This window comes from Eubacterium sp. OM08-24, assembly GCF_003438075.1.
In the GTDB taxonomy this organism is placed as follows: domain Bacteria; phylum Bacillota; class Clostridia; order Oscillospirales; family Acutalibacteraceae; genus Ruminococcoides.
Genome location: NZ_QSTA01000005.1, coordinates 66,415 through 87,480 on the forward strand (window position 1 = coordinate 66,415; position 21,066 = coordinate 87,480).

Annotated in this window: 22 protein-coding genes; 19 read left to right on the plus strand and 3 right to left on the minus strand. The window is 43.0% G+C overall.

The annotated features are described in order from the left end of the window. The first annotated feature begins 2 nt into the window (after nucleotides 1–2). The 19 genes from DXC23_RS08835 to DXC23_RS08925 all read left to right on the plus strand — a co-directional run bounded on the left by DXC23_RS08835 (nucleotide 3) and on the right by DXC23_RS08925 (nucleotide 18,862). Nucleotides 3–503, plus strand: a complete 501-nt coding sequence (locus DXC23_RS08835) for a UvrB/UvrC motif-containing protein (RefSeq protein ID WP_117705750.1) — start codon at nucleotides 3–5, stop codon at nucleotides 501–503. A gap of 2 nt (nucleotides 504–505) precedes the next feature. After that, complete coding sequence (locus DXC23_RS08840) at nucleotides 506–1,504, plus strand: protein arginine kinase (RefSeq protein ID WP_117705751.1); 999 nt, start codon at nucleotides 506–508, stop codon at nucleotides 1,502–1,504. Nucleotides 1,505–1,543: 39 nt separating this feature from the next. After that, nucleotides 1,544–3,997 (plus strand): ATP-dependent Clp protease ATP-binding subunit, encoded by a 2,454-nt coding sequence (locus DXC23_RS08845; RefSeq protein ID WP_117705752.1) that lies wholly within the window; start codon nucleotides 1,544–1,546, stop codon nucleotides 3,995–3,997. A gap of 144 nt (nucleotides 3,998–4,141) precedes the next feature. Beyond that, nucleotides 4,142–4,339, plus strand: coding sequence for a DUF1858 domain-containing protein (locus tag DXC23_RS08850; protein ID WP_117705753.1), 198 nt, complete (start codon nucleotides 4,142–4,144; stop codon nucleotides 4,337–4,339). Nucleotides 4,340–4,380: 41 nt separating this feature from the next. Beyond that, nucleotides 4,381–5,037: a class I SAM-dependent methyltransferase gene (locus DXC23_RS08855; protein ID WP_117705754.1), complete on the plus strand. Its 657-nt coding sequence runs from the start codon at nucleotides 4,381–4,383 to the stop codon at nucleotides 5,035–5,037. Continuing rightward, complete coding sequence (locus DXC23_RS08860) at nucleotides 5,037–5,789, plus strand: Nif3-like dinuclear metal center hexameric protein (RefSeq protein ID WP_117705755.1); 753 nt, start codon at nucleotides 5,037–5,039, stop codon at nucleotides 5,787–5,789. The genes DXC23_RS08855 and DXC23_RS08860 overlap by 1 nt, the downstream gene beginning before the upstream one ends. 108 nt (nucleotides 5,790–5,897) lie before the next feature. After that, nucleotides 5,898–6,569 (plus strand): tRNA (guanosine(46)-N7)-methyltransferase TrmB, encoded by a 672-nt coding sequence (gene trmB / locus DXC23_RS08865; RefSeq protein ID WP_117705756.1) that lies wholly within the window; start codon nucleotides 5,898–5,900, stop codon nucleotides 6,567–6,569. A 31-nt stretch (nucleotides 6,570–6,600) separates the two neighbouring features. Next, entirely contained in the window at nucleotides 6,601–7,944 is a 1,344-nt protein-coding gene (locus tag DXC23_RS08870) for a hypothetical protein (RefSeq protein ID WP_117705757.1), read from the plus strand. A gap of 34 nt (nucleotides 7,945–7,978) precedes the next feature. Further along, nucleotides 7,979–8,680: a response regulator transcription factor gene (locus DXC23_RS08875; RefSeq protein ID WP_117705758.1), complete on the plus strand. Its 702-nt coding sequence runs from the start codon at nucleotides 7,979–7,981 to the stop codon at nucleotides 8,678–8,680. Nucleotides 8,681–8,716: 36 nt separating this feature from the next. After that, nucleotides 8,717–10,189, plus strand: a complete 1,473-nt coding sequence (locus tag DXC23_RS08880) for a HAMP domain-containing sensor histidine kinase (protein ID WP_117705759.1) — start codon at nucleotides 8,717–8,719, stop codon at nucleotides 10,187–10,189. A 15-nt stretch (nucleotides 10,190–10,204) separates the two neighbouring features. After that, nucleotides 10,205–11,194, plus strand: a complete 990-nt coding sequence (locus DXC23_RS08885; RefSeq protein WP_117705760.1) for a DUF1385 domain-containing protein — start codon at nucleotides 10,205–10,207, stop codon at nucleotides 11,192–11,194. Between the two features lie 21 nt (nucleotides 11,195–11,215). After that, entirely contained in the window at nucleotides 11,216–12,067 is an 852-nt protein-coding gene (prmC, locus tag DXC23_RS08890) for a peptide chain release factor N(5)-glutamine methyltransferase (RefSeq protein ID WP_117705761.1), read from the plus strand. Between the two features lie 119 nt (nucleotides 12,068–12,186). Continuing rightward, complete coding sequence (gene recA, locus DXC23_RS08895; protein WP_117705762.1) at nucleotides 12,187–13,305, plus strand: recombinase RecA; 1,119 nt, start codon at nucleotides 12,187–12,189, stop codon at nucleotides 13,303–13,305. After that, nucleotides 13,305–13,922, plus strand: a complete 618-nt coding sequence (locus DXC23_RS08900) for a regulatory protein RecX (RefSeq protein ID WP_117705763.1) — start codon at nucleotides 13,305–13,307, stop codon at nucleotides 13,920–13,922. The genes recA and DXC23_RS08900 overlap by 1 nt, the downstream gene beginning before the upstream one ends. After that, nucleotides 13,912–15,261 carry a 30S ribosomal protein S12 methylthiotransferase RimO gene (rimO, locus tag DXC23_RS08905; RefSeq protein WP_117705764.1) on the plus strand — a complete coding sequence of 450 codons (1,350 nt, stop codon included), beginning with the start codon at nucleotides 13,912–13,914 and terminating at the stop codon, nucleotides 15,259–15,261. The genes DXC23_RS08900 and rimO overlap by 11 nt, the downstream gene beginning before the upstream one ends. Nucleotides 15,262–15,326: 65 nt before the next feature. Further along, nucleotides 15,327–15,917 (plus strand): CDP-diacylglycerol--glycerol-3-phosphate 3-phosphatidyltransferase, encoded by a 591-nt coding sequence (gene pgsA, locus DXC23_RS08910; RefSeq protein ID WP_117705765.1) that lies wholly within the window; start codon nucleotides 15,327–15,329, stop codon nucleotides 15,915–15,917. 29 nt (nucleotides 15,918–15,946) lie between these two features. Next, the gene (epsC, locus tag DXC23_RS08915) at nucleotides 15,947–16,597 is read left to right on the plus strand and encodes a serine O-acetyltransferase EpsC (protein WP_242997467.1); all 651 of its coding nucleotides are present in this window, start codon (nucleotides 15,947–15,949) and stop codon (nucleotides 16,595–16,597) included. 12 nt (nucleotides 16,598–16,609) lie between these two features. Further along, nucleotides 16,610–18,007 carry a cysteine--tRNA ligase gene (cysS, locus tag DXC23_RS08920; protein ID WP_117705767.1) on the plus strand — a complete coding sequence of 466 codons (1,398 nt, stop codon included), beginning with the start codon at nucleotides 16,610–16,612 and terminating at the stop codon, nucleotides 18,005–18,007. Nucleotides 18,008–18,082: 75 nt separating this feature from the next. Then, entirely contained in the window at nucleotides 18,083–18,862 is a 780-nt protein-coding gene (locus DXC23_RS08925; RefSeq protein ID WP_117705768.1) for a polysaccharide deacetylase family protein, read from the plus strand. Nucleotides 18,863–19,012: 150 nt separating this feature from the next. Here the strand turns inward: DXC23_RS08925 and DXC23_RS08930 are convergent, their stop codons facing one another. The 3 genes from DXC23_RS08930 to spoIIID all read right to left on the minus strand — a co-directional run bounded on the left by DXC23_RS08930 (nucleotide 19,013) and on the right by spoIIID (nucleotide 20,926). Continuing rightward, nucleotides 19,013–19,195: a hypothetical protein gene (locus DXC23_RS08930; RefSeq protein WP_117705769.1), complete on the minus strand. Its 183-nt coding sequence runs from the start codon at nucleotides 19,193–19,195 to the stop codon at nucleotides 19,013–19,015. 89 nt (nucleotides 19,196–19,284) lie between these two features. Then, entirely contained in the window at nucleotides 19,285–20,490 is a 1,206-nt protein-coding gene (locus DXC23_RS08935) for a DegT/DnrJ/EryC1/StrS aminotransferase family protein (protein WP_117705770.1), read from the minus strand. 142 nt (nucleotides 20,491–20,632) lie between these two features. After that, nucleotides 20,633–20,926, minus strand: a complete 294-nt coding sequence (gene spoIIID, locus DXC23_RS08940) for a sporulation transcriptional regulator SpoIIID (protein ID WP_117705771.1) — start codon at nucleotides 20,924–20,926, stop codon at nucleotides 20,633–20,635. Nucleotides 20,927–21,066: the final 140 nt, after the last annotated feature.

Genomic DNA, 21,066 nt, shown 5'->3' on the forward strand with positions numbered 1-21,066 from the left:
TTATGAAATGTCAAAAATGCGGTGTTAATAACGCTAACACTCATGTTAAATCTATAATCAACGGAGAAATTAAGGAATATGACCTTTGCAGTGAATGTGCAAAGAAGATGGGATACACAAATGTGTTCTCAGATATTGAAGACGAGTTTTCAAACTTCCTCGGAAGTTTCTTTGGAAACGCTCTTCCTGCAAGAACTCAGGCGAGAAGATGCGAAACCTGCGGCAGCACTTATTCGGAAATTGCAAAAACAGGTCATGTAGGCTGTGCCGATTGCTATGATGTCTTTGGTGACGAGCTTTTCCCACTGATAAGAAGAATTCACGGCAACACAACACATTGCGGCAAGAACAGCGGCAAAAAGGTTGAGAAAACCGAAAAGCACGAACCTACCAAGGAAGAAAAAATTGCTCAGTTGAAGAGCGAGCTTGACGCAGCGGTTAAGGAACAAAATTTTGAGAGAGCCGCTGAATTAAGAGATATAATCAAAGGAATGGAGGCATAATAATGAGTGACAATGCAGTAATTTCCACAAGAGTAAGACTTGCGAGAAACCTAAAGGATTTTCCTTTCCCCTGTAAGCTTTCTGCCGAGGGAATGGAAAAGGTTATTGAAAAGGTAAGATCTGCCGTTAAAAACAGCAACAGCTCTATTGCCTCCGACTTTAAATTCATTAAAATGAGTGACCTCACCGAGGCACAGTGCGTATCGCTTGTGGAACGCAGAATTGTAAGTCCTGAGTTCATAAGCAATACAGAGGGCAGAGCATTGCTTGTAAATTCCGATGAAAGCCTTTCTATTATGATTAACGAAGAGGATCACATCAGAATACAGGCAATCACAAAGGGACTTGCACTTGAGCAGACATATGACCTTGTCGATAAGCTCGACACCTTGCTTGATGAAAGCCTTGACTTTGCTTTCAGCAAAAAGCTCGGTTATCTTACCCAGTGCCCTACAAACCTTGGTACAGGTATGAGAGCCTCTGTAATGCTCCACCTGCCTGCCCTTGAAAAGAGCCGAGCAATCGGCAGAATTGCAGGCAATCTTTCAAAACTCGGTCTTACCATAAGAGGCACTCACGGCGAGGGCACAGAGCCAAAGGGCAGTTTGTACCAGCTTTCTAATCAGGTTACACTTGGCATATCCGAAAAGGCAGCCATTGAAAACCTTAAAAATATAACATCACAGCTTATCTCGCAAGAGGAACTTGCAAGAGAGCGTATTTGTTCAAACATTGATGTTCAGGACAGCATAAGCCGCAGCTTGGGTATTCTTAAATATGCCCGTACAATCACACATGACGAGGCTTTGCAGCTGCTTTCAAATGTTCGTCTTGGCATTGTTTGCGGACAGTTAAAGGATATTCCTTTGCTCACCATAGACAAGCTGATGACAGATGTTGAACCTGCTACACTTATGGTAAACAGCGGCAAGAATTTATCCGCTGCTCAGCGAGATGTAGCACGAGCAGATTTGCTCAGAAAAACACTTGAAGAAGTGTAAAAAATAATCAGTAAAAAATTATCGAAAGGACTGACGATTATGTATGAATTCAGAGGATTTACTCAAAAGGCAAACAAGGCATTAAACCTTTCTATTGAGTCAGCTCAAAATTTCGGTCACGACTATATTGGCACCGAGCATATTCTGCTTGGTCTTATAAAAGAGGGCAGCGGTGTTGCAGCCGCCGCTCTTGAGGAATGCGGCGTAACGGCGGAGGCACTCGAAAAAGAGATTGCCAATGTTGACGGCAGAGGTATTCAGACTTCCCTCTCCCCCGACAGCTTTACCCCACGCACAAAGCGTGTGCTCAGAACAGCAATGATGATTTCGGCAAGGGCAGGCAGTAGCTATGTAGGCACTGAACACATTTTGCTTGCAATCATTTCCGAAAGCGACAGCTACGCAACAAGTATTCTCAGAAAGCTCGGTGTAAGCTCCAATGCAATCGCAAATGCAGTTGCAGGCGGTTTGCAGAAGGGTGCGTCCGAGGCGCAATTCTCAGGTATGGAAAACGGCTACCCACAAGGCAAGGACGAGGGTGGCTCCGCACTTGAGAAATTCGGCAGAGATTTGACAAAGGCTGCCAAGAACGGCGAAATTGACCCTGTTATTGGCAGAGAAAAAGAAATTCAGAGGGTTATTCAGATTCTCTCAAGGCGTACAAAGAACAACCCTGTTCTTATTGGTGAGCCGGGCGTAGGTAAAACGGCCGTAGCCGAGGGACTTGCCCTTGAAATCGTAAACGGCAATGTACCTGAGATTCTGCGTGACAAAAAGGTTGTAAGCCTTGACCTTACAGGTATGATTGCAGGTGCAAAATATCGTGGCGACTTTGAGGAGAGAATTAAATCCGCCATTGATGAGGTTAAAAAATCAAAGGACACTATTCTCTTTATTGATGAGCTCCACACCATTGTAGGCGCAGGTTCTGCCGAGGGCAGTGCGGACGCAGCAAACATCTTAAAGCCGTCGCTTGCAAGAGGCGACTTTCAGGTTATCGGCGCAACAACCATTAACGAATACAGAAAATACATTGAAAAGGATGCGGCTCTTGAGCGTAGATTCCAGCCTGTAAAGGTTGGCGAACCTACAAAGGAGCAGGCTGTTGAAATTCTTAAAGGCTTGCGTGACAGCTACGAGGCACACCACAAGGTAAGAATTACAAACGAGGCTATTGAGGCCGCCGTAAATCTTTCTTCTCGTTACATTGCCGACAGATACCTGCCTGATAAGGCTATCGACCTTATTGATGAGGGTGCGTCAAAGGTAAAGTTAAAAGGTCTTACCTCGCCGCCTGACATTAAGTCACTTGAAGAGTTGATTGATAAACTTGAGCAGGAAAAAGCAAGCGCCATTAACGAGCAGGACTTTGAGCGTGCCGCAAAATTAAGAGATGAACAGAAAAATGTTCAGTCACAGCTTGACACAGCCAAAAAGGAATGGTACGAAAGCCGAGAAAACCGCAACGGTGAAGTAACACCTGAGGTCATTGCAGAAATTGTATCCGAATGGACAGGAATCCCTGTTGTTCAGCTTACAAAAGAGGAAAGCGAGCGACTCCTTAATCTTGAAAAAGAACTCCACGAAAGAGTTGTTGGTCAGGATGAGGCAGTAAGCTCTATCGCCAAGGCAATCCGTCGTGGCAGAGTAGGTCTTAAAGACCCTAAGCGTCCTATCGGTTCGTTTATCTTCCTCGGCCCGACAGGTGTAGGTAAAACCGAACTTTCAAAGGCGCTTGCCGCCGCTATGTTCGGCGATGAAAACGCAATGCTCCGTATAGATATGAGTGAATATATGGAAAAGCATACGGTATCCCGTCTTGTTGGTTCACCTCCAGGATATGTCGGTTTTGACGAGGGCGGTCAGCTTACGGAAAAGGTAAGAAGAAAACCATACTCGGTAATCCTCTTTGATGAAATCGAAAAGGCACACCCGGATGTATTTAACATTCTTCTCCAAATCCTTGATGACGGCAGACTTACCGACTCACAGGGCAGAACGGTTGACTTCAAAAACACTGTTATCATTATGACATCTAACATAGGTGCAAAACTTCTTACGGAAAATCATAGTTCACTCGGATTTACCGATGACAACAGTGAAAACAAGGAAATCAAAAACACCAAGGAGCTTGTGCTCGGCGAACTTAAAAAGGCTTTCCGTCCCGAATTTCTTAACCGTATTGACGACATCATCGTATTTGACAGACTCAGCAAGGACGAGATCAAGGAAATCGCAGTCAAGATGCTTGCAGGTCTTAAAAAGCGTTTGTCCGATATGGAAATTGAGATTGAGTTTACAGACGAGGCTATTTCAGCTATTGCCGACAAGGGCTTTGATGAAATCTACGGTGCAAGACCTCTTCGCCGAGCTATAACATCAGGCATTGAAGATCCGCTTTCGGAAAAAATGCTTGACGGCTCTGTCAAGGCAAACAGCAAGGTTAAATGCGACTTTGCAGACGGAGAATTTACCTTTACAGAGGTAAAGTAAAAAATCCAAAAATTTAATATATATTTTTTGACTTTAGGTTAAAGAATATGTTATAATGATTTATCCGCTGAAACTGTATTTTGGCGGATAAATCTGCTTTTGCGGATTTAAATTTCGGCTTTGCCGACAAGGAGGTTTTTAATTATGGAAATCACAAAGAATTCTATCATCGGTGATGTTCTCGACAAATATCCCGAAACTGCTGAGGCTTTCTTCAGCATTGGTATGCACTGCCTTGGCTGCCCCGCTTCAAGAGGCGAAACAATCGAAGAGGCTTGTATGGTTCATGGCGCAAATGCCGATGAGCTTATTGATGTTCTCAATCAGATTGCAAACAAATAATTTGTCCGTTTTTCACATTCGGGCTGAAAGGATTGATTAATTTGCAAAATAAAATATCTCTCGACAACAGGCTTAGAATGTGTGCGGATTTTGTAAGGCAAAACGCAAGGCTTGCCGATATTGGCACAGACCACGCCTATCTTCCGCTGTGGCTGTGCCTTAACGGCACCTGCCCGTCTGCCATTGCCGCCGACATTAACCCCGACCCTCTCTCAAGGGGTCAGGCGGCAATAATGAATTTCAATGCCGAACACCTCATTTCCACAAGGCTTTCAAACGGTCTTGAAAATATCGGCGAAAACGAAGCTGACGATTTTGTAATTGCCGGTATGGGCGGAGAACTTATTGCCACTATTCTTGACCGCTGTACATATGCAAAGAACAGCGAAAAGCACTTTATTTTACAGCCGATGACCAAGAGTGAAGTCCTTATTAAATACCTTTTTGACAACGGATTTGAAATTTTAAAGCAAGACTGCTGTACCGCCGCAGGAAAATGCTACACCGTACTTCTTGCAAGCTATTCGGGCAAAAAGCACGAATACACACAAACCGAGCTGTACTGCGCAAAATTACAGCCGTCTACAAATTCCGTACATAGGCTTTTTATTGAAAAGCACATTGCTAAACTTGAAAAACAAGCTAAGGGCGATGCCCGTTATGCCGAAATTGCAAAAAAGCTGAGGGAGATGCTCTGATGACTACAATTAAAGATATACTTGAATATTTTGAGGAATTTGCACCCATTGATACCGCTATGGATTTTGACAACTGCGGTTTGCTTATAGGCGACAAAAATAAGCCTGTAAGCCGAGTGCTTGTTGCTCTTGACATAACAAACGAGGTCGTTGACGAAGCAGACAGGCTCGGTGCAGAGCTTATCATAAGTCATCACCCCGTTATTTTTAATGCCATAAAAAAGTTAAACTCAAACTCTGTGCCCTACCGACTTGCACAGAAAAACATTTCTGCCGTATGTATGCACACAAACCTTGATGTATCCAATACTTTCGGCGTTAATCTCTGCCTTGCAAATGCGGTGGGGTTAAAAAACACAAAACTTTGCAGCAGCGGCGAATGTCTGTTTATTGGCGAGCTTGATACAGATATTGAAAGTTTTGCAAAAGCTGTAAAAACTGCCCTTGACTGCAACGGACTGCGCTACACAGATGTAAAAAGCGAAATACACAAGGCTGCCGTATCATCGGGGGCAGGCGGCTCAAACATTGCAGAGGCTTTTTATGAGGGGGCGGATGTTCTGCTGACAGGCGAAATTAAGCACCACGAAATTCTGCTTGCAAACGAACTCGGAATTTCAATTGTAGACGCAGGTCATTTTAAAACAGAAGATATTGTAATAAATCCGCTTTGCCGTAAACTCTCTGAAAGATTCGGTAACATTGTATTCACAAAATCGGCAGTTTGTAACGATAAAATTAAATACATTTAAGTATTGTGCTGATTTGTGAAATATTCGTTGCAATATCTGTAATAATTTGATATAATAGAATGATGAATATTTATGAGGAGATGCACTGTCGGTGCATAATTTTGCGTTATGAGAATAAGAAAGAAAAAATGGGCAGAACCGGAACTTGCGGTATGCGACTTTTTTGTAAAAAATCCTGAGGAACACGCAGGAAAATGGAGTGAAACATTTGGCAACGAACTTCCGCTTTACCTTGAAATAGGCTGCGGCAAGGGCGGATTTGCAGGTCAGTTTGCCGTAAAAAATCCCGACAAAAATATTATTGCCGTTGATATTAAGATTGATATGCTCGGTGTGGGCAGAAGAAACATTGTTGAAATTTTTAAGAATGAAGGCAAAACAGATGCCGATATTAAAAATCTTTTGCTTGTAAATTACAATGTAGAGCAGATTGATAAAATCATTACCAAGGACGATAAAATCCAGGGTATGTTTATTAATTTCTGCAACCCATGGCCTCGCCCAAAGCACAACAAAAGACGACTTACATTTCCTAAAAAGCTTGAAATGTATAAGAATTTTCTTGATGAAAATGCAGAAATCCGCTTTAAGACTGACGATGACGCACTTTTTGCAGACAGCCTTGAATACTTTGAACAGAGCGGATACGAAATCATTTATAAAACCTACGATCTTCACAACAGTGATGTTGCCGACAATATAGAAACCGAGCACGAAAAAATGTTTTCGGCTGAGGGCATAAAGATAAAGTATCTCAGAGCTGTTGTAAAGCACGGTTAATTAAACTATTACTTATAAAGGAGGAACGGATATGAAAGCCAAATCGGTTATTTCAACTTTAATGTTGTGCGCACTTGCCCTGTCTGCAAGCGGTTGTGACGGAGCAGACCTTGGCACAGACAATCTTATTCGTCCCCCGAAAACCGTTGGCGATGAGGCTGAAATCGAACAGCTTATTGCCGATACGGCAGGCAGTGGCTACACTTTGAAATACCCCAAGTCGGGCAATTACAGAAGTGCCATTGTAATGAAAGACCTTGACTTTGACGGTACGGATGAGGCAATCGCCTTTTACCGCACAGCAAGCGAAAACAAAGCCGAGGTGCATATGCTTGTTATGTACTGCGCAAACGGCGGATGGAAACTCTCGGAAAACTGCACTATTGACGCTACCGATGTTGACTGCGTTGATTTTGCCGATGTTACGGGCAACGGCACGCTTGAAATTTTATCGGGCTACACAACATACAATTCAAGTGTAAACAACCTTGCCTGCCACTCATATTCGGGCGGTAAAACAACCAGACTCACAGTTGAAAGCAGTTATTCGAGTTTTTATTGTGCTGATTTTGACGGCAACGGAATAAACGAGGTTATGCTGTTGTCGCTTTACAACACAGAGAATGACGCAACGGCAAATATGCTTGTTTACAGTGAGGAGCGCAACTGTCTTTACTCAAAGTCCACAGTAAAAATGGATCCGAATATTACAAGATTTAAAAATCTTTCGGTAACAGCCACAGAAAACAGTCAGAATGCGCTTATTGTTGACGGCTGTTTTGCAAATGACGATACCGTTACACAGATTATTTATTTTAACAACGAGCTTTCTGTCCTGAGAAATCCGCTTTTTAAGGAAAAGGATAAAAATATTACTCAGCGCTCGGCAGATGTACTTTGCGCCGACATAAACAACGACTCGGTTATAGAAATACCTGTTGTAAATCAACTCCCGTCTGCAAGTGATGAAGACAAGTCTAATGTTGCATATAAAACAAGCTGGAATACATTTTATCAGCAGAGTGAAATTTTAAATCATATTTCAGATCAGATTATTGATTATGACAACGGATATTCTTTCACTGTACCCGAAGGCTGGATTGACGGCACTTACACCGTCAGATTTGACAAAGAAAAGCAGGCTATGTGCTTTTTTGAATGGTATGACGGCACATTGGGCGAAAAGCTCTTTGAAATCAGAGCCTTTAAACTTGAGCAGTGGGATATTGGTGAAGACAGTGACGCCTATACATTAATATATAAATCAGACAGCACAGCCTATGCTTTTGCTGATGTAAACGAAGACAATAATCTTTCTGTCAGTGAAGATGACATTAAAACAGCTTTTTCACTGCTTACAGTTAATAATATATAATACTTTTGATAAAACACTTTACGGAGGTTTATTTATGAAAAAAATTCTTGTTTGCGAGGACGAAGCCGCAATTCGTGACTTTGTTGTTATCAACCTTACAAGAGCAGGCTACGATGTAGTTGAGGCTGACTGCGGCGAGGCTGCTCTGCAAAAATACGAAGAACACAACGGCGACTTTGATGTTGCCATTCTTGATGTTATGATGCCGGGTATTGACGGCTTTCAGGTTTGCAAGGAGCTGAGAAGTCGCAACGGCGGTATCGGCATTATTATGCTTTCTGCCAAAACACAGGAAATGGACAAGGTAACGGGTCTTATGCTCGGCGCTGATGACTATGTTGCAAAGCCATTCTCTCCAAGTGAATTGCTCGCAAGAGTTGACTCTCTTTACAGACGAGTTGCGCTTGCACAGTCACACGCAGAAAACAATTTTAAAGAAGAGCTTAAAAGCGGTGAGTTTACCCTTAATCTCAGAAATCGTGCGCTTATGAAAAACGGCAAGATGATTGAGCTTACACAGGTTGAATTTCAGATTATGGAATACTTTTTCTCAAACCCCGGCACTGCGCTTGACAGAATGGATATTTTAAACCATGTATGGGGCGACGCTTATGTGGGCGAAGATAAAATTGTTGATGTAAATATCAGAAGACTGAGAATGAAGGTTGAGGACGAACCGTCTAACCCTAAGTACATTATCACTGTATGGGGACTTGGCTACAAGTGGAATGCCTGAGCTTAAAGAAACACCTTTAAGGAGGGCGACAGCTTAATGTTCAAGGGTATTACAAAGCGCTGGATGTTAAACACACTCAGCGTAATATTTACAATAATAGTTCTGATCGTTGTCAGCCTTATATTTGTCATTACATATGTTTACCAAAGCAGTGTTGAACAAACGCTTTCTTCGACAGGCAATGAATTGTCGCTTGTGTTCTCGGAATATCAGAGCGACAGCACAGCAAGTTTTAACTCAACTGCCCGAGAATATGTCGAAAACTTTGACCGCAAAGAGCAGATGGAGGTAATGGTAATTAACTCAACAGGCAGAGTTATAATGACCTCAACGGGTTTTACCCCATCTGACAAAACAGATATGCCCGATTTTACCGACGCTCAAACAAACGCTAACGGCTATGCCGTATGGAACGGCAAGCTGCTGTCGGGCGAAAGAGCAATGAGTGAAACCCGAATTATCAGCAATTCAAACGGCGCAATTCTCGGTGCTGTAAGGTACATTGTATCTATGGAGCCTGTTCATTCAAGAATTTTGTTCATTTCTGTTCTCTGTGTTGCAGGCGGTCTTGCAATTATGGCGCTTGTGTTCCTGTCGGGACTTATGTTTATCCGCTCAATCGTAAAGCCTATAAGAGAGCTTTCGCTAAGAGCGGGCCAGATTGCGCAGGGCGATTTTTCCGCATCCGAAAAAATCGAGCATAAGTATGACGACGAAATCGGCGACCTTTGTGACGCAATATCAGATATGGCAAAGGATTTGCAAACTACCGAACAGACTAAAAATGACTTTATTTCAAGGGTATCTCACGAGTTGAGAACTCCGCTTACCGCTATCAAAGGCTGGGCAGAAACCATGCAGCTCAGCGAAAAAGGCAAGCTCGACAGGCGTACCTTTGACAAGGGTATGGGAGTTATCATAAAAGAAAGCGGCAGACTTACAAGTATTGTTGAAGAACTGCTTGATTTCAGCCGTATTCAAAGCGGCAGAATGGTGCTTAATAAAGAAAAGCTCGACATTCTTGCCGAATTTGACGAAACCGTATATATGCTCAAAGACAGAGCCGTAAACGAGGGCAAGCATTTGCTGTATGACGAGCCTATGGACGCAATGTATCCACCTGTTTACGGTGACAGCAACCGTCTGAAGCAGGTTTTCCTCAATGTAATTGACAATGCGCTGAAGTACACCCCTAAGGGCGGTGTTGTTGCGGCTCAGGTTATTTACAACAAGGACGAACCCGATATTATAAAAATTATCGTTACCGATACAGGCTGCGGAATACCTGCCGAGGATTTGCCAAAGGTAAAAGAAAAGTTCTACAAGGCAAATCAGACAGTACGAGGCTCGGGAATCGGGCTTGCGGTTGCCGACGAAATTATGAATCTGCACCATGGTTCGCTCGATATTGAGAGCGGCGAGGGTGTGGGCACAACAGTTACTCTCACCTTCCCTATTTACAAAGACGGTGACGAGGATCAGCCACAAACAGAAAATATAAAGCTATAAACGAAAGGATGTACGATGAGCAAAGTCAGTACAAAAAAAATCACCTCCATAGGTGGCAGTGCTCTCATTGAGGGCATTATGATGCGTGGACCTAAGCGTACTACCGTATGCGTAAGAACAGGCGAAAACGAAATTTACAGCGAAGATATCAAAATTACCACAATTCCCGAAAAATGCAAGCTGTTTAAGCTGCCGCTTTTAAGAGGAATTGCAGGTCTTATCGACTCAATGCGACTTTCTTACAAATCGCTTATGCTTTCGGCAGACAAAGCCGTAGAGGCAGGCGAGGTTGAGGAGGAAGAGCCGAGCAAATTTGAAAAATGGCTTGACGAAAAATTTGGCGACAAGCTCGTAAAAATCGTTATGGTTTTTGCGTCTGTCATAGGCGTTGCCATTGCCGTTGCTTTATTCTTCTTTTTGCCGTCTTTCCTGTTTGACCTTTCGGCAAAGGTTGTTCCCGTATTTCAGGGCAGCGGCGAGGTCGCAGTATTTTGGAAATCGGTTTTTGAGGGCGTATTAAAAATCGTTCTATTCCTCGGCTACATTGTGCTATGCTCACAAATGACCGAGATGAAACGAGTATTTATGTATCATGGTGCTGAGCACAAAACTATTTTCTGCTACGAAAATGAAGAAGAGCTTACAGTTGAAAATGTAAGAAAGCAAATTCGCTTTCATCCGAGATGCGGAACAAGTTTTATGGTACTTATGCTTATTGTAGGCATTGTAATCGGTCTTTTTATTCCTGTTGCTCCGTTTGGAATCGGATTTTTAAGACCTGTATTTAAAATTCTCCTCCTCCCTGTTTCTTGCGGCGTAGGCTACGAGCTTATTAAAATATGCGGAAAGCACGATAACGCTTTTACAAGAATTATTGCCGCTCCGGGACTTTGGGCGCAGAGAATTACCACAAAAGAGCCTGATGACAAGATGATTGAGGTTGCCATTGAGGCTATGAAAGCTGTTATTCCTGATGACGGCACAGATATTTTAAACAACAAATAATTGCACAAAAGAGGCTTTATTATGACTGTCGGCGAGGCTTACAGAAAAACTAAAGACATTTTAACAGAGGCAGGATTTGAAGCTCCTGCCTTTGAGGCATTGTGCCTTGTTGAAAAGGTTTTCGGATTTAACCGCCTTGCGCTTATCACAAGGGGCGAGGAAACCGCCGCTACCGATGAAAAACTCGCACTGCTTGCCGAGCTGACAGAAAAACGCCTTAGCCACGAGCCGCTCCAATACATTATCGGAAAGTGGAGCTTTATGGGAATTGATTTGCTTGTGGGCGAGGGCGTACTTGTTCCGAGAGATGATACAGAAGTAGTTACCTCGCTTTGCATAGACTTTTTGTCAGGCAAAGAAAATCCCTCTGCAATCGACCTTTGCGCAGGCAGCGGCGCAATTTCGCTTGCGCTCGAAAAATACGCAAACTGCAAAGTTACGGCAGTTGAGCTGAGCGACAAGGCATTTTCTTATCTTACACAAAATATTAAGCTAAACAATTCTGCGGTAAACGCCCTGAACGGTGATATTTTTGAGTGCCACAAAGACATTGCGGACAACAGTCTTGATTTGATTGTTTCTAATCCACCGTACATAAAAAGTGCCGATATTGCAGCCTTGCAGGAAGAAGTACAGCACGAACCTGTAATGGCGCTTGACGGCGGCGAGAGCGGTTTGGACTTTTACCGAAGGATTGTTCCTTTATGGAAGTCAAAGCTAAAGGCAGGCGGTGCGCTTGCTTTTGAGCTTGGCGAAGGGCAGTATGACAAGGTTTGCCGTATTCTTGCCGATAACGGCTTTGGCGGAATTACCGAAAGCATAGACTTTGGCGGTATTCAAAGGGCAATAATCGGGACTTTGCTCCAAAAATAGAAACTTAGTTCGATTTTTTGACTCTATTCTTATTGCTTTTTTTACTGCTATATTTTATAATATACAGGTAACAGAACGGATTAAATAAATTTTAACCTGCAATACGGGAGGTATTTATAATGGCTTTAGATAAAGAAAAAGCGCTGCAAACTGCGCTTACTCAAATAGAAAAACAGTTTGGTAAGGGTGCTGTTATGCGCCTTGGCGAAAACAAGCATATGAATGTTGATCACATTTCAACAGGATCACTCACACTCGACATTGCCCTCGGTATCGGTGGTTTGCCACGAGGCAGAATTGTTGAGATTTACGGCCCTGAATCATCAGGTAAAACAACACTTTCCCTCCACTGTATTGCGGAGGGACAGAAAAACAACGGCAATGTTGCGTTTATTGATGTTGAGCACGCACTCGACCCTACCTATGCGGCTGCACTTGGTGTAGATGTTGACTCTCTCCTTGTTTCTCAGCCTGATACAGGTGAGGACGCACTCGAAATTGCCGAGGCACTCATTCGCAGCGGCGCTATTGATGTTATCGTTATCGACTCGGTTGCCGCTCTTGTACCAAAGGCAGAAATCGAGGGTGAAATGGGCGACAGCCATGTAGGCTTACACGCAAGACTTATGTCACAGGCATTAAGAAAACTTGCGGGCGCAATCAACAAGAGCAACTGCGTTGCTATCTTTATCAACCAGCTGCGTGAAAAAGTCGGCGTTGTTTACGGCAATCCGGAGGTTACCACAGGCGGCAGAGCGCTTAAATTTTACAGCTCGGTAAGAATTGATATTCGTAAGCAGGAAGTTCTCAAGCAAAACGGCGAGATGATTGGCGCACACACAAAGGCTAAGGTTGTTAAAAATAAACTCGCACCGCCTTTCAGAGAGGCCGAGTTTGATATTATGTACGGCAAGGGTATTTCAAGAATCGGCGAATTGCTTGACCTTGCAGTAAAGGCAGATATTGTTCAGAAAGCAGGCGCATGGTTCAGCTATGACGGAAAGCGTCTCGGACAGGGCAGAGATAATGTAAAAGAGCTGCTTGAAAACGATAAAGAGCTTGCCAAGGAAATCGAGGATAAGCTCATGGCAAACCTTGACAAGGTTATTGCCGCAAGCGCACCTGCCAAAAAGGGCGCAAAGGCAAAAATAACAGAAGTTGCCAACGCTAAAAAGCCTGCCGACGCACCGAAAGAAAAGGCGGACAGTGCAAACATTGATGTGTTGGTTGACGAATAATGAAAATTACAGAAATCAGACCACGCAGAAAACGGCTGAGTGCATTGTATATTGACGGTGAATTTGCCGTTTCTCTCGACACACAAACTCTGATTGAAAACCGCTTTGATGTCGGCAGCGAAATTGACGATGAGGATTTGCAGGAAATTATAAAACTCAGCAACGAAAGGCGTGCAAAAGATAAGGCGCTTTGGCTGCTCTCTTACAGAGAACACTCAAAGAAGGAGCTTGAAGAAAAAATCCGCCGCACCGCCGACGAAGACTCCGCACAAAAAGCCGTTGACCGAATGGAGGAGCTTGGTCTTGTTGATGATGAGCGCTTTGCAAGGCATTATGCCGAAAAACTGCTTAACTCAAAGCATATGTCAAAGCGTGGCATTGCCTTTGAGCTTACACGAAAAGGCATTGACAAAGAAACCGCCGAACAGCTGTGTGACGAGCTTGATATTGATGTTCACGAGCAAATAAGAGCGGTTATTGAGAAAAAATACAGAAATTTATCCGATGAAAAGGTAAAGCGAAGAGCCGTTGCTGCACTGCAAAGGCTCGGTTACCGATGGAACGACATAAAAAGCGTTATTTCGGAATATAATGAGGATGAAACAGATGAGTTCTAAGGTTGGTATAGTATCACTCGGTTGCCCTAAAAATCAGGTTGACGCTGAAATGCTGCTTTTTACACTTAAAAGCAGGGGCTTTGAATTAGTAAACGACCCCGCAGACGCAGATGCGGTTATTGTAAACACCTGCGGATTTATTGAATCGGCAAAACAGGAAAGCATTAACGAAATTATTGAGCTTGGCAAGCTCAAGCAGGAAGGCAAAATCAAGGCTATTATTGTAACAGGCTGTCTTGCCGAGCGTTATAAAAACGAAATCACCCGTCAGCTGTATGAAGTTGACGCCGCACTCGGCATTGGCGCAAACTCGCAGATAGCCGATGTTGTATCCGAATTGCTTTCAGACAATAATGCCGAGCACAAAGAAAAAATCGAGGAATTTCCCGACAACCAGCTTTTGTGCCTTGAGGGCAGAAGAATACAGTCTACTCCCCCATACACAGCTTATCTTAAAATTGCCGAGGGCTGTGACAACCGCTGTACCTACTGCGCAATTCCTATGATAAGAGGTAAGTTCAGAAGTCGTCAGCCTGACGCTGTTATTGCTGAGGCTGAACAGCTTGCAAAGGACGGAGTAAAGGAAATTATTGTTATTGCTCAGGATACCACCCGTTACGGCGAGGATCTTTTTGGCGAGCCTTACCTTGCAAAACTTTTGAAAAGGCTTTGCAAAATTGACGGCTTAAAGTGGATAAGAGTGCTTTACTGCTATCCTGACAGACTTACTGATGAGCTTATAGATACCTTTGCAGAGGAAGAAAATTTAGTTAATTACATAGATTTGCCGTTACAGCACTGCAACGGCGGTATTTTAAAGAGAATGAACAGACACGGCGACAGAGAGAGCCTTACCGCTTTGCTCAACAAGTTGAGAGCCAAAGTGCCTGATATGATTCTCCGCTCAACATTTATTACAGGTTTTCCGGGTGAAACCGAAGAACAGTTTGAAGAGCTTGCAGAATTTGCCGCTGAAATTAAGTTCCAGCGACTCGGCTGTTTTGCTTATTCCGCTGAGGAAGGCACACCTGCGGCAAGTTTTCCGGACCAAATTGACGAGGAAGTTAAACAGCACAGAGCAGATATTATTATGGAACATCAGCAGAGTGTTATGGCTGAATACTGCGAAAGTCTGATTGGCAAGGAAGTTGAAGTTCTTGTTGAGGGCTATGACAGAATTGCCGAGTGCTTTTACGGCAGAACATACGCTGACGCACCCGAAATTGACGGATGTGTATTCTTTACAACCAGCGGTACAAAACCGCAGGCAGGCAGCTTTGTAAAGGTTAAAATTACAGATTACACAGACTGCGATCCTATTGGAGAATTGGCAGAATAATATTTACAGAACACAGACACCGGCATATAATATAATGGTGTCAAAAAGGAGATCCGAGGGTAATTATGAATTTACCAAACAAACTTACTTTAAGTAGAATAATACTTGTGCCGTTCTTTGTGGCAGCCTTACTAATAGATTTTCCTTTTCACACAGCTGTTGCCCTTGCGATATTTGTTGTGGCAACTCTTACAGATATGTTTGACGGCAAAATTGCAAGGAGCAGAGGACTTGTTACCGACTTTGGCAAATTTGCAGACCCTCTTGCCGATAAAATTCTTGTGTTAAGCGCACTTTTGTGCTTTGTGCAAACAGGCTGGTGCGACTGCGTGGCAGTTATTATTGTGCTGTTCAGAGAATTTTCTGTAACCTCAATCCGCCTTGTTGCCGCATCAAAGGGCAAGGTGGTTGCCGCAAATATATTCGGAAAAATCAAGACCGTAACTCAGCTTGTAGCTATTATTGCCGTATTGTTAATGCAGTTTTTGCTTGAAATATTCACTATGACATCAGCTTTCGGCGTGGAAACTCTGTCGCTCTTGCAATGCGTTTTCACAGTAGTTTCCCTTGCCCTTATTTGGATTTCCACATTAATGGCAATTATTTCAGGCGTAATTTATATTGTGCAGAATTGGCAGTATATATCAGAAATGTAAAAAATCAACACCACATCGGATGTGATACTTTGTTTAAAACACTAAAGGCAGACCTTGATGCCGTTATGGAGCGTGACCCTGCCGCAAGAAACAGGGCGGAAGTTTTCTTCCTGTATTCGGGCTTTAAGGCGGTACGCTCGCACCGCAAGGCTAACTGGTTTTTAAGGCATAATATGAAGTTTATTGCACGCTGGATTTCTCAGCGCAGCAGGCATAAAACAGGAATAGAAATACACCCCGGCGCTACCATAGGCAAGGGATTGTTTATAGACCACGGTATGGGCGTGGTTATCGGCGAAACCACAATTATAGGCGATAACTGCACAATTTACCAAAATGTAACCCTTGGCGGTACAGGTAAAGATACAGGCAAGCGCCACCCTACACTTGGCAACAATGTGCTTGTAGGCTCGGGCGCAAAGGTGCTCGGCCCGTTTAAGGTAGGCGACAACGCAAGAATTGCCGCCGGTGCGGTAGTATTAAGCGAAATTCCGCCAAATGCCACTGCGGTGGGTGTACCTGCTCGTGTGGTAAAGATAAACGGCATACGCAGTGATACACTCGACCAAATTCATGTTTCAGACCCTGTTGCACTTGCACTTTGCAGTCTGGAACAGAAAATCACAGAACTCAAAAAAGAAATTGACGCTCTAAAGGCAGAAAAGGAAAGCAAAAAGTAAAGGAGCAGTAAAATGATTTTATACAATTCATTGGGACAGACAAAACAGGAATTTATACCGCACACAGAAGGCAAGGTTAATATGTATACCTGCGGTCCTACTGTTTACCACTACGCCCACATTGGCAATCTGAGAACTTATATTATGGAAGATGTACTCGAAAAGTACCTTCGTTTTGCAGGTTACGATGTTAAGCGTGTTATGAATATCACAGATGTAGGTCATCTTTCAAGTGATGCCGATACAGGCGAGGACAAAATGCTCAAGGGCGCAAAGCGTGAGCACAAAACAGTAATGGAAATTGCAAAATTCTATACAGACGCATTTTTCAGCGACTGCAAAAAGCTCAATATTAAAATGCCCGATGTTGTAGAGCCTGCAACAAACTGCATTGACGAGTTTATTCATATGGTTTCTGTTTTGCTTGAAAAGGGTTATGCCTACATTGCAGGCGGCAATGTTTACTTTGATACCTCAAAACTCGACAACTACTATGTTTTCGGAAATATGAACGAAGATGACCTCGCAGTCGGCGTTCGTGACAGCGTTGAAGAGGACAGCAACAAGCGCAACAAGGCTGACTTTGTTCTTTGGTTTACAAAGTCAAAATTTGACTCTCAGGAGCTCAAGTGGGAAAGTCCTTGGGGTGTTGGTTATCCGGGTTGGCACATTGAGTGCTCGGCTATCAGCTGTAAGCACAACGGCGAATACCTCGACATTCACTGTGGCGGTATTGACAACGCTTTCCCACACCACACCAATGAAATTGCACAGAGCGAGGCTTACCTCGGTCATAAGTGGTGCAAATATTGGTTCCATGTTCTCCATCTTAACGATGCAAGAGGCAAGATGAGCAAGTCTAAGGGCGATTTCCTTACTGTATCTTTGCTTGAGAGCAAGGGCTACAATCCGCTTGTTTACCGTTTGTTCTGCTTGCAGAGCCACTACCGCAAGCCGCTTACTTTCTCTTATGACAGCCTTGACAATGCGGCTATTGCTTACGATAAGCTCATCAAGAGAATTTCTGCGCTCAATCCTGAGGGCGAGCCTGATACAGAGGCGGCTAAGCCTTACCTTAAGGAATTTAACGACGCACTCGGCAACGACCTCAACACTTCGCTCGGTCTTACCGCTGTTTACAGCGTATTAAAGGCTGACATAAGCGATGCAACCAAGCTTTACCTTATAGGCGAATTTGACAAGGTGCTTTCACTCGACCTTACAAAGGCACAGGAAAGCAAAACAGATAGTTTTGCAAACGAAGAGGTTGAGGCACTTATTGCACAGCGTACAGAGGCTCGTAAAAATAAAGATTGGGCAACTGCTGACGCTATTCGTGACAAACTTAAAGAGATGAAAGTTGTTGTTGAGGATACAAAAGACGGCATTAAGTGGCATTTTGAAAACTGATAAAAACGAATAGAATAAAATAAAAATCCCCTTCATATACTTTGACATAAGCAAAGTCAATATGGAGGGGATTTTATGCGTTTGTATATAATTACAAAACGAACCTTGTTTTCAATCGGATTTTGCCTGCTGATTGGCGTAATTGCAGGCGGAATTGCTCTTACTTCTACCGTTCAGGCGATTCAAACTGCGAGCACACAGCGAGAAATCCCCATTTACTGCGTTGATACCGACAAAAAGCAGGTGGCGCTGTCTTTTGACGCCGCATGGGGCAACGAGCAAACCGAGCATTTGCTTGATATTCTCGATAAATACAATGTAAAAACAACATTTTTCCTTGTTGGCGACTGGGTGGAAAAATACCCCGAATCAGTCAAGGAAATTGCAAAGCGAGGGCACGATGTGGGCAATCACAGCAGCACACATCCGCATATGACGCAAATGTCGGTTGATGATATGAACACTCAGATACAGACCTGCAACGAAAAGATTAAGGCTTTAACGGGCAACTGCCCTACCCTGTTTCGTGCTCCTTACGGCGACTACAATAACGATGTTGTAAAAGCGGTCAAAGCTAATAATATGTACTGCGTGCAGTGGGATGTTGACAGCCTTGATTGGAAAGACCCCACGCCAAATCAAATTACGCTCAATATTACAAATAAGCTCAAGGACGGCAGTATAATACTTATGCACAACGGCGCAACAAATACACCTGAGGCTCTGCCTATGGTAATTGAGGCGATAAAAGCGCAGGGATACGAAATAGTGCCAATCAGTCAGATTTTACTTAAAGGCGATTACACAACCGATGTGCAGGGTAAAATGCTCCCTGCTCAAAATGCCACATCATAATGTTTTAGCGAAGCAACAATCAGGCAATCACTAAACTATATGTCAAAATTATAAAAGTTTGGTCTAAATTTTTTAATTATTCCTCTTAAACTCTTCTCTGATTAACAGCAAAAAGCCTCCGCAATCAAGCGGAGGCTGATTTTATGGGATTTATTCTGCAACCTGATTAAAAATAGCTTCCTTTAAAGCCTTTCTCTGCTCGCTTGTAACAGTCACCTTTGGAATATCCTGCGGCTTTGCAAGTGAATATGTGATTGTGCTGTTTGAAGTTATTGATGCAGCCGCAATGGCATTGTCAATAAGTTTATCATTATATATTATTTTTACTGTCAATAAATGTTAAAACAAAAATTCCCTTACAAACCAATATAAATTTTACCTAACCGGTCTGTAAGGAAGTTTTTATTATATTACATTAAATTTTACTTTAAAGTATTAATGCACTGCTTAAAGGTTTCTATTACATACCAAGCGTCATCGTCTGACATTGTGGTGTTAAGCGGAAGTGTAAGCTGATTTTTGTGCATATTATAGGTGTTCGGGAAATCGGCTATCTTAAAGCCTCTCTTCATATACGCAGAAAGCATTGGCAACGGCTTAAAATGAACATTGCACATAACGCCGTTTTCAGCCATCATATTATAGAACTTGTTGCGGTACTCATCATCTCTGCCGATAAATCTGACAAAGTACAAATGACCGCTGCTCCTATGGTTTTCATCGCAATGGTTAAGAACCTGTATGGGCAAATCCTTGAACTCCTCATTATAAAGGCGGATAAGCTCATGCCTGCGCTCAAGTATTTTTTCATATCGCTGCAGCTGCACCACACCCAATGCCGCCAAAATATCAGGCATATTACACTTATACTGGGTATCCACAACATCGTATTCCCAAGACGCAACCTTGTTTTTCTGATAGGCATCCTTTGTCTGTCCATGGAGAGAAAGGAGCATATACTGCTTGTATATATCTTCCTCATCAAGCCATTCGTGCGGACGATGCACCGCTGCACCGCCCTCGGCAGTAGTCATATTCTTAACTGCATGAAAGCTGAAGTTGGTAAAGTCGGCAATTTCGCCGCACATTTTGCCCTTTCGTCTTGCACCAAAGGCGTGTGCTCCGTCTGCTATAACAATAACTCTGCCAAACTTTTCCTGAATTTCATTTTTAGGACTGAAAACGCTCTTTTGGCGCTCAACAGCCTCAAAAATTCTGTCATAATCACAAATAACACCTGCAAGGTCAACAGGAATAATTGCCTTGGTATTGTGATTAATGGCAGCCTCCATTTTATCGTAATCCATTTCAAAACTGCCGCTCTTGCAGTCAATCATAACAGGTTTTGCACCTACATGATAAACGATTGATGCCGTAGCAGTGTAAGTATAGGCAGGTACAATTACCTCGTCGCCGGGGCCTATGCCGAGAATACGAAGTGTAAGCTCTGCACAAGAGGTTTGTGATGAAAGGCAAACTGCCCTTTCAACATTGCAATACTCGGCAATACGATTTTCAAAAAGCTTAGTTTCAGGGCCGGTAGTAATCCAACCTGATTTCAGTACCTTTACAACTTCATCAATTTCAGCCTGAGTAATATCAGGCGGTGAAAACGGAATTTTTCTCATTTCAACTTCTCCTTGTAACGGGATATTCAGTGAAAACAACAAATATATTAAAATACCATAAAATCTTATTTTATATTTTAAATGCTAAACTTCATTATACAACATATGTTTATAAAAGTAAAGCAAACAAATTAACTTTTCACTACTTTTGTTCACAATTTCTCAATTTTTCCCTTTCCTTTTCCTGCTTTTTTAACAGATATTTATTTCTTGTAGCCATTCCGCCCCTTATGTGTCGCTCGCTTTTGTTGGTTTCAAGAATTTGCCGCACCTCACGATACAACGCAGGATTTACCTTGCGCAACCGCTGGCTCACATCTTTATGTACCGTAGACTTTGAAATTCCGAATTTCTTTGCCGCTTTTCTTACAGTTGCCTTGCTTTCTATTATATATTCTCCGAGCATTGCCGCCCGTTCTTCAACTATGCCTTTCATAAATTCCCCTCCGTATGGTTTATGCTAAATTATATGAAAGTCGCAACTTGCGTATGCAAGATAATATAGTTTGTGGAAAACAGACATTTTTCTCTAAGATTATTTAGGTAAAAATCAAAGAAAAAGGTAGTGTTTTAGCT

Bases quoted from the DNA above. Each gene is read 5' to 3' on its own strand.
- prmC (WP_117705761.1), top strand. From the start codon at position 11,216: ATGACTGTCGGCGAGGCTTACAGAAAAACTAAAGACATTTTAACAGAG.
- DXC23_RS08885 (WP_117705760.1), top strand. From the start codon at position 10,205: ATGAGCAAAGTCAGTACAAAAAAAATCACCTCCATAGGTGGCAGTGCT.
- DXC23_RS08880 (WP_117705759.1), top strand. From the start codon at position 8,717: ATGTTCAAGGGTATTACAAAGCGCTGGATGTTAAACACACTCAGCGTA.
- DXC23_RS08900 (WP_117705763.1), top strand. From the start codon at position 13,305: ATGAAAATTACAGAAATCAGACCACGCAGAAAACGGCTGAGTGCATTG.
- rimO (WP_117705764.1), top strand. From the start codon at position 13,912: ATGAGTTCTAAGGTTGGTATAGTATCACTCGGTTGCCCTAAAAATCAG.
- spoIIID (WP_117705771.1), bottom strand. From the start codon at position 20,926: ATGAAAGGCATAGTTGAAGAACGGGCGGCAATGCTCGGAGAATATATA.
- recA (WP_117705762.1), top strand. From the start codon at position 12,187: ATGGCTTTAGATAAAGAAAAAGCGCTGCAAACTGCGCTTACTCAAATA.
- pgsA (WP_117705765.1), top strand. From the start codon at position 15,327: ATGAATTTACCAAACAAACTTACTTTAAGTAGAATAATACTTGTGCCG.
- DXC23_RS08935 (WP_117705770.1), bottom strand. From the start codon at position 20,490: ATGAGAAAAATTCCGTTTTCACCGCCTGATATTACTCAGGCTGAAATT.
- DXC23_RS08840 (WP_117705751.1), top strand. From the start codon at position 506: ATGAGTGACAATGCAGTAATTTCCACAAGAGTAAGACTTGCGAGAAAC.
- DXC23_RS08860 (WP_117705755.1), top strand. From the start codon at position 5,037: ATGACTACAATTAAAGATATACTTGAATATTTTGAGGAATTTGCACCC.
- DXC23_RS08925 (WP_117705768.1), top strand. From the start codon at position 18,083: ATGCGTTTGTATATAATTACAAAACGAACCTTGTTTTCAATCGGATTT.
- trmB (WP_117705756.1), top strand. From the start codon at position 5,898: ATGAGAATAAGAAAGAAAAAATGGGCAGAACCGGAACTTGCGGTATGC.
- cysS (WP_117705767.1), top strand. From the start codon at position 16,610: ATGATTTTATACAATTCATTGGGACAGACAAAACAGGAATTTATACCG.
- DXC23_RS08845 (WP_117705752.1), top strand. From the start codon at position 1,544: ATGTATGAATTCAGAGGATTTACTCAAAAGGCAAACAAGGCATTAAAC.
- DXC23_RS08870 (WP_117705757.1), top strand. From the start codon at position 6,601: ATGAAAGCCAAATCGGTTATTTCAACTTTAATGTTGTGCGCACTTGCC.
- DXC23_RS08875 (WP_117705758.1), top strand. From the start codon at position 7,979: ATGAAAAAAATTCTTGTTTGCGAGGACGAAGCCGCAATTCGTGACTTT.
- DXC23_RS08835 (WP_117705750.1), top strand. From the start codon at position 3: ATGAAATGTCAAAAATGCGGTGTTAATAACGCTAACACTCATGTTAAA.
- DXC23_RS08850 (WP_117705753.1), top strand. From the start codon at position 4,142: ATGGAAATCACAAAGAATTCTATCATCGGTGATGTTCTCGACAAATAT.